Source organism: Streptomyces sp. NPDC048171, assembly GCF_043202655.1.
In the GTDB taxonomy this organism is placed as follows: Bacteria; Actinomycetota; Actinomycetes; order Streptomycetales; family Streptomycetaceae; genus Streptomyces.
This window is the reverse complement of sequence record NZ_JBIDAU010000002.1, coordinates 81246-93855: the sequence shown is the minus strand read 5'-3', so window position 1 is coordinate 93855 and position 12610 is coordinate 81246. Positions and strand designations below refer to the sequence as shown.

General features: G+C 66.6%; 23 protein-coding genes. All 23 read right to left on the bottom strand.

Annotated elements, in window-relative coordinates:
• Positions 1-815, bottom strand: an 815-nt coding sequence (gene map, locus ACGF3J_RS04825; RefSeq protein WP_393853485.1) for a type I methionyl aminopeptidase, incomplete at its 3' end; no start/stop codon positions are given.
• 134 nt (positions 816-949) lie between these two features.
• Positions 950-1603, bottom strand: a complete 654-nt coding sequence (locus ACGF3J_RS04820; RefSeq protein ID WP_125492624.1) for an adenylate kinase — start codon at positions 1601-1603, stop codon at positions 950-952.
• Complete coding sequence (gene secY, locus ACGF3J_RS04815) at positions 1603-2916, bottom strand: preprotein translocase subunit SecY (protein WP_161330404.1); 1314 nt, start codon at positions 2914-2916, stop codon at positions 1603-1605. Before secY ends, ACGF3J_RS04820 begins: the two co-directional genes overlap by 1 nt.
• 240 nt (positions 2917-3156) lie before the next feature.
• On the bottom strand, positions 3157-3612 hold the full coding sequence (rplO, locus tag ACGF3J_RS04810; protein WP_023547373.1) for a 50S ribosomal protein L15: 456 nt from the start codon (positions 3610-3612) through the stop codon (positions 3157-3159).
• Positions 3613-3614: 2 nt separating this feature from the next.
• Positions 3615-3797: a 50S ribosomal protein L30 gene (gene rpmD / locus ACGF3J_RS04805; RefSeq protein WP_006140898.1), complete on the bottom strand. Its 183-nt coding sequence runs from the start codon at positions 3795-3797 to the stop codon at positions 3615-3617.
• A 2-nt stretch (positions 3798-3799) separates the two neighbouring features.
• Entirely contained in the window at positions 3800-4405 is a 606-nt protein-coding gene (gene rpsE, locus ACGF3J_RS04800) for a 30S ribosomal protein S5 (RefSeq protein ID WP_004927232.1), read from the bottom strand.
• A 43-nt stretch (positions 4406-4448) separates the two neighbouring features.
• Positions 4449-4832 (bottom strand): 50S ribosomal protein L18, encoded by a 384-nt coding sequence (rplR, locus tag ACGF3J_RS04795; RefSeq protein WP_064729360.1) that lies wholly within the window; start codon positions 4830-4832, stop codon positions 4449-4451.
• 3 nt (positions 4833-4835) lie between these two features.
• Positions 4836-5375, bottom strand: coding sequence for a 50S ribosomal protein L6 (gene rplF / locus ACGF3J_RS04790; RefSeq protein ID WP_055418362.1), 540 nt, complete (start codon positions 5373-5375; stop codon positions 4836-4838).
• Between the two features lie 24 nt (positions 5376-5399).
• Positions 5400-5798, bottom strand: a complete 399-nt coding sequence (rpsH, locus tag ACGF3J_RS04785) for a 30S ribosomal protein S8 (protein WP_064729359.1) — start codon at positions 5796-5798, stop codon at positions 5400-5402.
• Between the two features lie 209 nt (positions 5799-6007).
• Complete coding sequence (locus tag ACGF3J_RS04780) at positions 6008-6193, bottom strand: type Z 30S ribosomal protein S14 (RefSeq protein ID WP_003948630.1); 186 nt, start codon at positions 6191-6193, stop codon at positions 6008-6010.
• A 5-nt stretch (positions 6194-6198) separates the two neighbouring features.
• Positions 6199-6756, bottom strand: coding sequence for a 50S ribosomal protein L5 (gene rplE, locus ACGF3J_RS04775; RefSeq protein WP_153486744.1), 558 nt, complete (start codon positions 6754-6756; stop codon positions 6199-6201).
• Entirely contained in the window at positions 6756-7079 is a 324-nt protein-coding gene (gene rplX / locus ACGF3J_RS04770) for a 50S ribosomal protein L24 (RefSeq protein ID WP_003992365.1), read from the bottom strand. Before rplX ends, rplE begins: the two co-directional genes overlap by 1 nt.
• Before the next feature lie 2 nt (positions 7080-7081).
• Positions 7082-7450, bottom strand: a complete 369-nt coding sequence (gene rplN / locus ACGF3J_RS04765; RefSeq protein WP_003992364.1) for a 50S ribosomal protein L14 — start codon at positions 7448-7450, stop codon at positions 7082-7084.
• A 106-nt stretch (positions 7451-7556) separates the two neighbouring features.
• A complete protein-coding gene (rpsQ, locus tag ACGF3J_RS04760) occupies positions 7557-7844 on the bottom strand; it encodes a 30S ribosomal protein S17 (RefSeq protein WP_122615760.1) in 288 nt (95 codons plus the stop codon).
• The gene (rpmC, locus tag ACGF3J_RS04755) at positions 7844-8068 is read right to left on the bottom strand and encodes a 50S ribosomal protein L29 (RefSeq protein WP_003998824.1); all 225 of its coding nucleotides are present in this window, start codon (positions 8066-8068) and stop codon (positions 7844-7846) included. The genes rpsQ and rpmC overlap by 1 nt, the downstream gene beginning before the upstream one ends.
• Positions 8068-8487 (bottom strand): 50S ribosomal protein L16, encoded by a 420-nt coding sequence (rplP, locus tag ACGF3J_RS04750; protein WP_003974260.1) that lies wholly within the window; start codon positions 8485-8487, stop codon positions 8068-8070. Before rplP ends, rpmC begins: the two co-directional genes overlap by 1 nt.
• Positions 8488-8492: 5 nt before the next feature.
• Positions 8493-9323, bottom strand: coding sequence for a 30S ribosomal protein S3 (rpsC, locus tag ACGF3J_RS04745; RefSeq protein ID WP_064729357.1), 831 nt, complete (start codon positions 9321-9323; stop codon positions 8493-8495).
• The gene (rplV, locus tag ACGF3J_RS04740; RefSeq protein WP_003974262.1) at positions 9323-9670 is read right to left on the bottom strand and encodes a 50S ribosomal protein L22; all 348 of its coding nucleotides are present in this window, start codon (positions 9668-9670) and stop codon (positions 9323-9325) included. The genes rpsC and rplV overlap by 1 nt, the downstream gene beginning before the upstream one ends.
• Before the next feature lie 42 nt (positions 9671-9712).
• Positions 9713-9994, bottom strand: a complete 282-nt coding sequence (rpsS, locus tag ACGF3J_RS04735) for a 30S ribosomal protein S19 (RefSeq protein WP_055418366.1) — start codon at positions 9992-9994, stop codon at positions 9713-9715.
• A gap of 12 nt (positions 9995-10006) precedes the next feature.
• Positions 10007-10843, bottom strand: coding sequence for a 50S ribosomal protein L2 (rplB, locus tag ACGF3J_RS04730; protein WP_019329639.1), 837 nt, complete (start codon positions 10841-10843; stop codon positions 10007-10009).
• Positions 10844-10881: 38 nt separating this feature from the next.
• A complete protein-coding gene (gene rplW, locus ACGF3J_RS04725; protein ID WP_161163020.1) occupies positions 10882-11301 on the bottom strand; it encodes a 50S ribosomal protein L23 in 420 nt (139 codons plus the stop codon).
• The gene (gene rplD / locus ACGF3J_RS04720) at positions 11301-11957 is read right to left on the bottom strand and encodes a 50S ribosomal protein L4 (protein WP_122615757.1); all 657 of its coding nucleotides are present in this window, start codon (positions 11955-11957) and stop codon (positions 11301-11303) included. The genes rplW and rplD overlap by 1 nt, the downstream gene beginning before the upstream one ends.
• 8 nt (positions 11958-11965) lie before the next feature.
• Positions 11966-12610, bottom strand: a complete 645-nt coding sequence (gene rplC / locus ACGF3J_RS04715; protein ID WP_161327698.1) for a 50S ribosomal protein L3 — start codon at positions 12608-12610, stop codon at positions 11966-11968.

Below are 12610 nucleotides of genomic sequence, written 5' to 3'. Positions count from 1 at the left end.
GCCGTCACACCCATCTCCGCCAGCTTCGCCCTGCCCCCGTCGGGAGACGTCAGCACCAGCGGCCCCTGCTCCGTCAGGGCGACCGAGTGCTCCCAGTGGGAGGACCAGGTGCCGTCCGTCGTGATGACCGTCCAGTCGTCCGACAGGACCTCCGTGCGGGGGGTGCCGAGGGAGATCATCGGCTCGATGGCGAGGCAGAAGCCGGGGACCAGCTTCGGGCCCTTGCCGCGCCGGCGGTCGACGTAGTTCAGCAGGTGCGGGTCCATGTGCATCTCGGTGCCGATGCCGTGGCCGCCGTAGTCCTCGATGATCCCGTACTTGCCGCCGCCGGGCTTCGGCTGGCGGCGGATGTACGTCTCGATGGCCCGGGAGACGTCAACGAGCCGGTTGCCCTGCTTCATGGCCGCGATGCCCGCCCACATCGACTCCTCGGTCACCCGGGACAGCTCGACCAGCTCCGGGGAGTGACCGGAGCCGACGAAGGCCGTGTAGGCCGCGTCGCCGTGCCAGCCGTCGATGATCGCGCCGCAGTCGATGGAGATGACGTCGCCGTCCTTGAGGACCACGTCGTCCGAGGGGATGCCGTGGACGACGACCTCGTTCACGGACGTGCAGATGGTCGCGGGGAAGCCGCCGTACCCGAGGAAGTTCGGCTTGGCATCGTGCTCCGCGAGCACCTTGCGGGCGACCTGGTCCAGGTCCTTGGTCGTGGCGCCGGGCACGGCGGCCTCGCGGGTGGCCGCGTGGATGGCGGCGACGACCAGCCCCGCCTCACGCATCTTGGCGATCTGCTCGGGGCTCTTGATCTGCACCATGGGGACTGCGGCCTTTCTGGACCGGAGGGGACGGGACGCTTCCAACGATACGGGGGTGGACCGGCCCCACCCCACCTCACAGCTCAGCCGCGGCCCCCAGGGCTGGGGACCGCGGCTGCAGCCGAGGCTGAGAACTACTGGTCGCGCTTGAGCGCCTCCAGCGCACGGCCGGTGACCTCGTCCACGGGGCCGGTCGCCGCGATGGTGACGACCAGGCCCTGCGCCTTGTAGTAGTCGATGATCGGCTCGGTCTGCGTGTGGTAGACCTCCAGCCGCTTGCGGACCGTCTCCTCGGAGTCGTCGTCCCGCTGGTACAGCTCGCCGCCGCAGACGTCGCAGACGCCTTCCTTCTTCGGCGGCGTGTACGTCACGTGGAAGACGTGCGCCGAGTTGTTCCGGCAGACCCGCCGGCCGGCGATCCGCTTCACGACCTCGGCCTCGGGGGCCTCCAGGTCGAGCACGGCGTCGAGCTTCATGTCCTCGGTCTCGAGCAGCTCGTCCAGCGCCTCGGCCTGAGAGACGTTGCGCGGGAAGCCGTCCAGCAGGAAGCCGCCCTCGGCGTCCGGCTGCTCCATGCGGTCCTTCGCCATGGCGATGGTGACCTCGTCCGGCACGAGATTGCCGGCGTCCATGTACGACTTGGCGAGCTTGCCCAGTTCGGTCTGCTGGCTGATGTTCGCGCGGAACAGGTCGCCCGTGGAGATGTGCGGGATGTGCAGCGTCTCGGCAAGGCGGGTTGCCTGCGTACCCTTTCCGGCGCCAGGAGGCCCGACGAGGACGATTCGCATCAGCGGAGGAACCCTTCGTAATTGCGCTGCTGGAGCTGGCTCTCGATCTGCTTCACCGTCTCGAGACCGACACCCACGATGATCAGGATGCTGGTACCGCCGAACGGGAAGTTCTGGCTTGCCCCGAAACCAGCCAACGCCATTGTCGGGACGAGAGCGATCAGGCCCAAGTACAGCGAACCCGGCCAGGTGATCCGGTTGAGTACGTAGCTCAGATACTCAGCGGTCGGTCGGCCAGCCCGGATGCCCGGGATGAAGCCACCATACTTCTTCATGTTGTCCGCGACTTCCTCGGGGTTGAACGAGATGGCCACGTAGAAGAAGGCGAAGAAGACGATCAGGAAGAAGTACAGGACGATGTGCGCCACCGCGGCGGGATCGGCGAGGTTCTTCTGGATCCAGGTGGCCCAGCCGGCCGTGGAGCCGGAGAACTGCACGATCAGTGCCGGGATGTACAGCAGCGATGAGGCGAAGATGACGGGGATGATGCCCGCCTGGTTCACCTTGAGCGGGATGTAGGTCGACGTACCGCCGTAGGAACGGCGGCCGATCATGCGCTTCGCGTACTGCACCGGGATTCGGCGCTGGGCCTGCTCCACGAAGACCACGAGGCCGATCATGACCAGGCCGACCGCGACGACGGTGCCGAACTCGATCCAGCCGTCCGCCAGGTCACCCTGCTTCTTGATGGCCCACAGGGCGGACGGGAAGGTGGCGGCGATCGAGATGAACATCAGGATCGACATGCCGTTGCCGATGCCGCGGTCGGTGATCAGCTCGCCGAGCCACATGACGACGGCCGTACCGGCGGTCATGCAGATCACCATGACGACCGTGGTGAAGATCGCCTGGTCCGGGACGATCTGACCGGCGACGGTGCAGCCGGAGAAGAGGGCGCCGCTGCGGGCGGTGGCCACCAGGCCGGTGCCCTGCAGGATGGCGAGCGCGATGGTCAGGTAACGGGTGTACTGCGTGATCTTCGCCGTACCGGCTTGGCCCTCCTTCTTGAGGGCTTCCAGGCGCGGGATCACCACGGTCAGCAGCTGCAGAATGATGCTCGCCGTGATGTACGGCATGATGCCGAGCGCGAAGACCGTGATCTGCAGCAGGGCGCCACCGCTGAACATGTTGACCAGGCCGAAGATGCCCTGGCTGCCGGACGCCTGGTCCACGCACTCCTGGACGTTCTTGTAGTCGACGCCTGGAATGGGAATGTGGGTACCGAGCCGGTAGACCACGATGATGCCGAGCGTGAAGAGCAGCTTCTTGCGCAGGTCGGGCGTCTTGAACGCCCGGGCGAACGCGGTGAGCACGGTGCCTCCTGCGACCCCCGCGCTACTGCGTCAAGGGTGACGGTCTTGAGGTTCGACTGACGACTTAGTGAGTAACGGTCAACTGCCGCTCAGAGTGCCTCATGTGACGCACCCGTGAAAGAGGGCAGCGCAGGCCACCTTACCGGCGGGAGCACTTCCCTTGGAACGACCAACCGGGGATACCCCTTTTGTGGGGTATCCCCGGTGGGATCGCTCAAGTCATCGAGACGCCTGAAGGGTTCAGACGAGCTCGGTGACGGTGCCGCCGGCGGCGGTGATCTTCTCCTTGGCGGAGCCGGAGACGGCGTCGACCGTCACCTGCAGCGCCACGGAGATCTCGCCCTGGCCGAGGACCTTGACGAGGCTGTTCTTGCGAACGGCACCCTTGGCCACCAGACCCTCGACGGTGACTTCGCCACCCTCGGGGTAGAGCGCGGCCAGCTTGTCGAGGTTCACGACCTGGAACTCGGTCTTGAACGGGTTCTTGAAGCCCTTCAGCTTCGGGAGACGCATGTGGAGGGGCATCTGGCCACCCTCGAAGCGCTCCGGAACCTGGTAACGGGCCTTCGTGCCCTTGGTACCACGACCAGCCGTCTTACCCTTCGACGCCTCACCACGACCCACACGGGTCTTGGCGGTCTTGGCGCCCGGGGCGGGACGAAGGTTGTGGATCTTGAGCGGGTTCTGCTCCGCCATGATCAGTCGACCTCCTCGACCGACACGAGGTGGCGGACGGTGTGCACCATGCCGCGGAACTCGGGGCGGTCCTCCTTGACGACCTGCGTGTTGATCCCCTTGAGACCAAGGGAACGCAGGGTGTCACGGTGGTTCTGCTTGCTGCCGATGTAGGACTTGACCTGCGTAATCTTGAGCTGCGCCATGATTACGCACCCGCCCCGGCACGCGCACGGAGCAGAGCCGCGGGGGCCACGTCCTCGAGCGGCAGACCGCGGCGGGCCGCGATCTCCTCGGGACGCTGGAGACCCTTCAGGGCCTCCACGGTCGCGTGCACGATGTTGATCTGGTTGTCGGAGCCGAGCGACTTCGACAGCACGTCGTGGATACCGGCGCACTCGAGCACGGCGCGCACCGGACCACCGGCGATAACACCGGTACCCGGGGACGCGGGCTTGAGCAGCACGACGCCGGCAGCCTTCTCACCCTGGATGGGGTGCGGGATGGTGCCCTGGATGCGGGGGACCTTGAAGAAGTGCTTCTTGGCCTCCTCAACACCCTTGGCGATGGCGGCCGGCACCTCCTTGGCCTTGCCGTATCCGACACCCACGGTGCCGTCACCGTCGCCCACCACGACCAGCGCGGTGAAGCTGAAGCGACGACCACCCTTCACAACCTTGGCGACGCGGTTGATCGCGACGACGCGCTCAACGTAAGCGGTCTTCTCGGCGGCAGCTGCGCCGCCGTCACGGCCCTTCCGGTCCCGCCGCTCGCCGCCACCGGCACCGCCACCGCGGCGCTGGGGTCCAGCCATTGGAATTACCTCTCTCTGTTTCCGCTAGCGATACGGAACCGGCTCAGAACTTCAGTCCGGCTTCGCGGGCGGCGTCGGCCAGAGCGGCGATGCGCCCGGCGTACTGGTTACCACCACGGTCGAACACGACGGCCTCGACACCCGCGGCCTTGGCGCGCTCGGCAACCAGGGCGCCGACCTGCTTGGCCTGCGCGGACTTGTCGGCCTCGCCACCACGGATCGAGGTGTCCAGGGTCGACGCCGAGGCCACGGTGTGGCCCTTGATGTCGTCGATGACCTGGGCCACGATGTGGCGGTTGGAGCGAGTAACGACCAGACGCGGACGCTCCGCCGTACCCGAGAGATTCTTGCGAATCCGGATGTGACGGCGCTTGATCGCGGCGCGCTTGTAGGCGTCGCCCTTGAGGATCTTCTGCCCGTATGCCATGGCTTACTTACCCGCCTTTCCGACCTTGCGGCGGATGACTTCGCCCTCGTACTTGACGCCCTTGGCCTTGTACGGGTCGGGCTTGCGCAGCTTGCGGATGTTGGCCGCAACCTCGCCGACCTTCTGCTTGTCGATGCCCTCGACCGAGAAACGGGTCGGGGACTCCACCTTGAAGGTGATGCCCTCGGGGGCCTCGACCAGGATCGGGTGGCTGTAGCCGAGGGAGAACTCCAGGTTCGAACCCTTGGCGAGCACGCGGTAACCGACACCGCTGATCTCGAGCTTCTTCACGTAACCCTGGGTCACGCCGGTGATCATGTTCGCCACCAGCGTGCGGGACAGGCCGTGCAGGGCCTTGCTCTGACGCTCTTCGTTGGGGCGGGTGACGTTCAGAACGCCGTCCTCACCCTTGGCGATGTCGATCGGTGCCACGACGGTGTGAGTCAGCGAACCCTTGGGGCCCTTGACCGAGACCGTACGGCCGTCGATGGTGACGTCCACGCCGGCGGGAACCGCGATGGGGAGCTTGCCGATGCGCGACATAGCTGTTTCCTCCGTTCCCTTCCGCTACCAGACGTAGGCGAGGACTTCCCCACCCACGCCCTTCTTGCCGGCCTGCTTGTCGGTCAGGAGACCGTGCGACGTGGAGATGATCGCCACGCCGAGGCCACCGAGGACCTTGGGCAGGTTGGTGGACTTCGCGTACACCCGGAGACCGGGCTTGGAGATCCGCTTGATGCCCGCGATGGAGCGCTCACGGTTCGGGCCGAACTTCAGCTCGAGGACGAGGTTCTTGCCGACCTCGGCGTCCTCGGTCTTCCAGCCCGTGATGAAGCCCTCCTGCTGGAGGATCTCCGCGATGTGAGACTTGATCTTGGACGCCGGCATCGACACGGAGTCGTGGTACGCCGAGTTCGCGTTCCGCAGACGCGTAAGCATGTCTGCGATCGGATCAGTCATGGTCATGAATTGGCCTTCGGCCTCTCTCGCCGGGGTTTCCTGGTGCGCCATCCCTCTCCCCGATCCGAGACGGGACGGGTGCGGCGCGGTGGACCTACGGCGTAGTAAGTCGTACGGGCGACAGACGCCCAACCCCACAAGCCTAAGGCATGGAGGGCTGGGCCTCTGCCGACCCAGATGCTTACCGAGAGCCTGAGTAACCCGGGATTACCGGACTACCAGGAGCTCTTGGTCACGCCCGGCAGCTCGCCACGGTGAGCCATCTCACGAAGGCACACGCGGCACAGGCCGAACTTGCGGTACACGGAGTGGGGACGGCCGCAGCGCTGGCAGCGCGTGTAGCCACGCACGCCGAACTTGGGCTTGCGAGCAGCCTTCGCGATGAGAGCCTTCTTCGCCATCTCGCTCACGCCTCCTTGAAGGGGAAGCCGAGGTGACGAAGGAGCGCGCGGCCCTCAGCGTCGTTGGTCGCCGTGGTCACCACGGTGATGTCCATACCCCGGACGCGGTCGATCTTGTCCTGGTCGATCTCGTGGAACATGACCTGCTCCGTGAGACCGAAGGTGTAGTTGCCACGGCCGTCGAACTGCTTGGGGGACAGGCCGCGGAAGTCGCGGATGCGCGGCAGCGCGAGCGACAGGGTGCGGTCCAGGAACTCCCACATGCGGTCGCCACGGAGCGTGACGTGGGCACCGATCGGCTGGCCCTCACGCAGCTTGAACTGCGCGATGGACTTGCGGGCCTTGGTGACGGCCGGCTTCTGACCGGTGATCGTGGTGAGGTCCTTGATGGCACCCTCGATCAGCTTGGAGTCGCGGGCGGCGTCGCCCACACCCATGTTGACCACGATCTTGACGAGGCCGGGGACCTGCATGACGTTCTCGTAGGAGAACTCCTCACGCAGCTTGCCCGCGATCTCCTCGCGGTACTTCGTCTTCAGACGCGGAGTGGTGGTGGTAGCCATCAGATGTCCTCACCCGTCCGCTTGGCAACGCGGATCTTGTTGCCCTCGTCGTCGAAGCGGTAACCGACGCGCGTGACGACCTTGTTGCCGTCCTTCTCCACGACCAGCTGGACGTTGGAGACGTGGATCGGGGCCTCGGTGGTCACGATGCCGCCGGCCTGCGAACCGCGAGCGGTCGGCCCGGCCTTGGTGTGCTTCTTGACCCGGTTGACACCCTCGACCAGGACGCGGTCCTCGCGGGGGAAGGCCGCGATGACCTTGCCCTGCTTGCCCTTGTCCTTACCGGTGATGACCTGGACCAGGTCGCCCTTCTTGATCTTCATGCTCACAGCACCTCCGGCGCGAGGGAGATGATCTTCATGAACTTCTTCTCGCGCAGCTCACGGCCCACCGGGCCGAAGATACGGGTGCCGCGAGGGTCGCCGTCGTTCTTCAGAATGACGGCGGCGTTCTCGTCGAAGCGGATGTACGAGCCGTCCGGACGGCGGCGCTCCTTGACGGTGCGAACGATGACCGCCTTGATGACGTCACCCTTCTTCACGTTGCCGCCGGGGATCGCGTCCTTGACGGTGGCGACGATGACGTCACCGATGCCCGCGTAGCGGCGACCGGAGCCACCGAGTACACGGATGCAAAGGATTTCCTTCGCACCAGTGTTGTCGGCGACGCGCAGTCGCGACTCCTGCTGGATCACGTCTATCTCCTGATTGTCTGCCGGTTCCCCGGGGGCCGTTCACGTCTCGCGCGAACGGACCCCGGAGCCTGGCGGAACTGACCTGCGAGGGATGCCCCGCAGGAAATTACTTGGCCTTCTCGAGGACCTCGACGACGCGCCAGCGCTTCGTCGCGGACAGCGGCCGGGTCTCCATGAGGAGGACGCGGTCGCCGACGCCCGCGGCGTTCTGCTCGTCGTGAGCCTTGAGCTTGCTGGTACGACGGATGACCTTGCCGTACAGCGCGTGGGTCACGCGGTCCTCGACGGCGACGACGACGGTCTTGTCCATCTTGTCGCTGACGACCAGACCCTGACGGGTCTTGCGGAAGCCGCGGGCGGCCTTCGTCTCTTCAGTCACGTTGCTCTCGCTCATCAGGCGCTCTCCACCGTCTCGATGCCCAGCTCGCGCTCACGCATCAGGGTGTAGATCCGCGCGATGTCCTTACGGACGGCCTTGAGCCGGCCGTGGTTCTCGAGCTGACCCGTCGCCGCCTGGAAGCGGAGGTTGAACAGCTCTTCCTTGGCTTCGCGGAGCTTCGCGAGAAGCTCCTCGTCACCCAGTTCGCGCAGCTCGGACGCCTTGGTACCGGCCGACATCACGCTTCACCTGCCTCGCGCTTGACGATCCGGCACTTCATCGGCAGCTTGTGGGCCGCACGGGTCAGCGCCTCACGGGCGATCTTCTCGTTGGGGTAGGACAGCTCGAACATGACCCGGCCCGGGTGCACGTTCGCGATCCACCACTCCGGGGAACCCTTACCGGAACCCATGCGGGTCTCGGCCGGCTTCTTCGTGAGCGGGCGGTCCGGGTAGATGTTGATCCAGACCTTGCCGCCACGCTTGATGTGGCGGGTCATCGCGATACGGGCCGCCTCGATCTGGCGGTTGGTCACGTACGCGGGCGTGAGGGCCTGGATGCCGTACTCGCCGAACGCAACCTGCGTACCGCCCTTGGCCATGCCGCGGCGCTTCGGGTGGTGCTGCTTGCGGTGCTTGACCCTACGGGGGATCAGCATTTCGGTCAGGCCTCCGTTCCGGTGCTCTCAGCCGGAGCGGCAGCGGCGGGCGCGTCGGCCTTGGGGGCCTCGGCGGCCGGAGCCGACTGCTGCTGCGGCTTGCGCCCACGACGCTCGCCACCGCGGCCACCGCGGGCCGGGCGGTCGTTGCCGCCACGGGCCGGACGGTTGCCGGCGCGGGCGGCCGCGTTCTCGGCGCGGACCTCGGCGATGTTCTTGACGTCGCCCTTGTAGATCCAGACCTTCACACCGATGCGGCCGAAGGTCGTCTTGGCCTCGAAGAAGCCGTAGTCCACGTTCGCGCGGAGCGTGTGCAGGGGCACACGGCCCTCGCGGTAGAACTCCGAGCGGGACATCTCGGCGCCACCGAGGCGGCCACCGCACTGGATCTTGATGCCCTTGGCGCCGGCCTTCATCGTGCCCTGCATGCTCTTGCGCATGGCGCGACGGAAGGAGACGCGGGAGGACAGCTGCTCGGCGACGGCCTGGGCCACCAGCTGAGCGTCCGTCTCGGGGCTCTTGACCTCGAGGATGTTCAGCTGGACCTGCTTGCCGGTCAGCTTCTCCAGGTCACCGCGGATGCGGTCGGCCTCGGCGCCGCGGCGGCCGATGACGATGCCGGGACGGGCGGTGTGGATGTCCACACGCACGCGGTCACGGGTGCGCTCGATCTCCACCTTCGAGATGCCGGCGCGCTCCATGCCGGACGTCATCATCCGACGGATGGCGACGTCTTCCTTGACGTAGTCCTTGTACAGCTTGTCGGCGTACCAACGCGACTTGAAGTCGGTCGTGACACCGAGCCGGAACCCGTGCGGGTTTACCTTCTGGCCCATTACCGGGTTCCTTCCTTGCTGCTGACGACCACGGTGATGTGGCTGGTCCGCTTGCGGATCCGGTAGGCGCGGCCCTGGGCGCGCGGCCGGAACCGCTTCAGGGTCGGGCCCTCGTCGACGTAGGCCTCGGAGATGAAGAGGCTGTCGGCGTCGGTGTGGTCGTAGTTGTGCGCGGCGTTGGCGATGGCGCTGTCCAGCACCTTGCCGACCGGCACGCTCGCGGCCTGCGGGGCGAAACGCAGGACCGCCTGAGCCTCCGTGGCATCCATGCCACGGATGAGGTCCACCACGCGGCGGGCCTTCATGGGCGTGACGCGGATGTACCGCGCCTGGGCCCTGGCTTCCATGGTTGTCCCTTCAGTGTTTGTCATGGTCATTCCACCCCGCTACTAGCGGCGCTTCGACTTCCGGTCGTCCTTGACGTGACCCCGGAAGGTGCGCGTCGGCGAGAACTCGCCGAGCTTGTGGCCGACCATGGACTCGGTGACAAACACCGGGATGTGGGTCTTGCCGTTGTGCACCGCGATCGTGTGGCCGAGCATCGCCGGGACGATCATCGAGCGACGGGACCAGGTCTTGATGACGTTCTTGGAACCGGCTTCGTTCTGCGTGTCCACCTTCTTGATCAGGTGGTCGTCGACGAAGGGTCCCTTCTTCAAGCTACGAGGCATCTCAACCCGTCCTTAGCGCTTCTTGTTCGTCTTGCGGCGGCGGACGATGTACTTGTTCGACGCCTTCTTGGGCGAACGAGTACGGCCTTCCTTCTTGCCCCAGGGGGACACCGGGTGGCGACCACCCGAGGTACGGCCTTCGCCACCACCGTGCGGGTGGTCCACCGGGTTCATGACCACACCACGCACGGTCGGGCGAACGCCCAGCCAGCGCTTACGGCCCGCCTTGCCCCAGTTGATGTTGCTCTGCTCGGCGTTGCCGACCTCGCCGACGGTGGCGCGGCAGCGCACGTCGACCAGGCGGATCTCTCCGGACGGCATGCGCAGGTGGGCCATCTGGCCCTCCTTCGCGAGCAGCTGCACGGAGGCACCGGCGGAGCGGGCGAACTTGGCGCCGCCACCGGGACGGAGCTCGATCGCGTGGATCGTGGTACCGACCGGGATGTTGCGGAGCGCCAGGTTGTTGCCCGGCTTGATGTCGGCCCCGGGACCGTTCTCGACGCGGTCACCCTGCTGCAGGTTGCGCGGGGCGAGGATGTAGCGCTTCTCGCCGTCCGCGTAGTGCAGCAGCGCGATGCGCGCGGTGCGGTTGGGGTCGTACTCGATGTGCGCGACCTTCGCCGGCACGCCGTCCTTGTCGTGCCGACGGAAGTCGATCACGCGGTAGGCGCGCTTGTGTCCGCCACCCTGGTGGCGAACGGTCACACGACCGGCGTTGTTACGGCCGCCCTTGCTGTGCAGCGGGCGGACCAGCGACTTCTCCGGCGTGGACCGCGTGACCTCGACGAAGTCGGCGACGCTGGAGCCACGGCGGCCCGGCGTAGTCGGCTTGTACTTGCGGATTCCCATTTCTCAGTCCTCGTCCGATATCGGACGATCCGACCCGCTTACGCGGTCGGACCGCCGAAGATGTCGATACGGTCGCCCTCGGCAAGGGTCACGATCGCGCGCTTGCTGTCGGCACGCTTGCCGAAGCCCGTGCGGGTGCGCTTGCGCTTGCCCTGGCGGTTGATCGTGTTGACCCCGGTGACCTTGACCGAGAAGACCGCCTGGACGGCCTCCTTGATCTGGGTCTTGTTGGAGCCCGGCGCGACGATGAACGTGTACTTGTTCTCGTCGAGGAGCGCGTAGCTCTTCTCCGACACGACCGGCTTCAGCAGCACGTCACGGGGGTCCGTGAACGCCTTGCTGGCGGGGGTCACGACGGTGTTCTTGCCCTCGGCCTCGTGGCGACGCGCCTTGGCGACGCGCGCGGCCTTGGCGGCCTTGGCCGCCTTGGAGGCGATGCTCGGGTGACGCGTAGCCATCAGGCCTCGCTCCCTTCGGTGTCAGCAGCCTTGGGGCCGGACACGAAGGACTCGAAGGCGGCCTGGGTGAAGACCACGTCGTCCGAGACGAGAACGTCGTACGTGTTCAGCTGGCCCGGCTCCAGGATGTGGATCTGGGGCAGGTTGCGGGCGGACAGCCACGCGGCCTCGTCGGCGCGGTCGACGACCAGGAGCAGGTTCTTGCGCTCCGAGATCTTGCCGAACAGCGTCCGGGCGGCCTTCGTGGACGGGTTGTCGCCCTCGATGACGCCGGTGACGACGTGGATGCGGTTGTGGCGGGCCCGGTCGGTGAGGGCGTGGCGCAGGGCCGCGGCCTTCATCTTCTTCGGGGTCCGCTGCGAGTAGTCACGCGGCTGCGGGCCGTGGACGACGCCACCGCCGGCGAACTGCGGCGCACGGGTCGAACCCTGGCGGGCGCGGCCGGTGCCCTTCTGGCGGTACGGCTTCTTGCCGCCACCGCGGACCTCGCCGCGACGCTTGGTCTTGTGCGTGCCCTGACGGGCAGCGGCGTTCTGCGCGACGACGACCTGGTGGATCAGCGGGATGCTGATCTTCTCCACGCCGAAGATCTCCGCGGGGAGCTCGACGCTTCCGGTCTTCTCGCCCGCAGGCGAAAGGATGTCAACAGTGCTCATCGGTTACCTCAGGCCCCCTTGGCCGCGGTGCGGACCAGGACGAGGCCGCCGTTCGGACCGGGAATGGCGCCCTTGATGAGCAGCAGACCCTTCTCCGCGTCAACGGCGTGGACGGTCAGGTTCTGGGTGGTGACCCGCTCGTTGCCCATGCGGCCCGCCATGCGCATGCCCTTGAAGACACGGCCGGGGGTGGCACAGCCACCGATGGATCCGGGCATGCGGTGCACACGGTGGGCACCGTGCGACGCCTTGCCACCCTTGAAGTTGTGGCGCTTCATGACGCCGGCGAAGCCCTTGCCCTTGCTCTTCGCGGTGACGTCGACCTTCACGCCGGACTCGAAGGTCTCAGCGGTGACCTCTTGGCCGAGGGTGTAGTCGCTGGCACCAGCGGTACGGATCTCGACGAGGTGGCGACGGGGGGTGACGTCGGCCTTGGCGAAGTGGCCCTTGAGGGGCTTGTTCACCTTGCGCGGGTCGATCTCGCCGAAGGCGATCTGGACCGACTCGTAGCCGTCGACGTCGTTCGTACGGACCTGGGTGACGACGTTGGGGCCGGCCTTGACGACGGTGACCGGAACAACGCGGTTGTTCTCGTCCCACACCTGCGTCATGCCGAGCTTCTCGCCCAGGATGCCCTTGATCTGCTTGGTCAT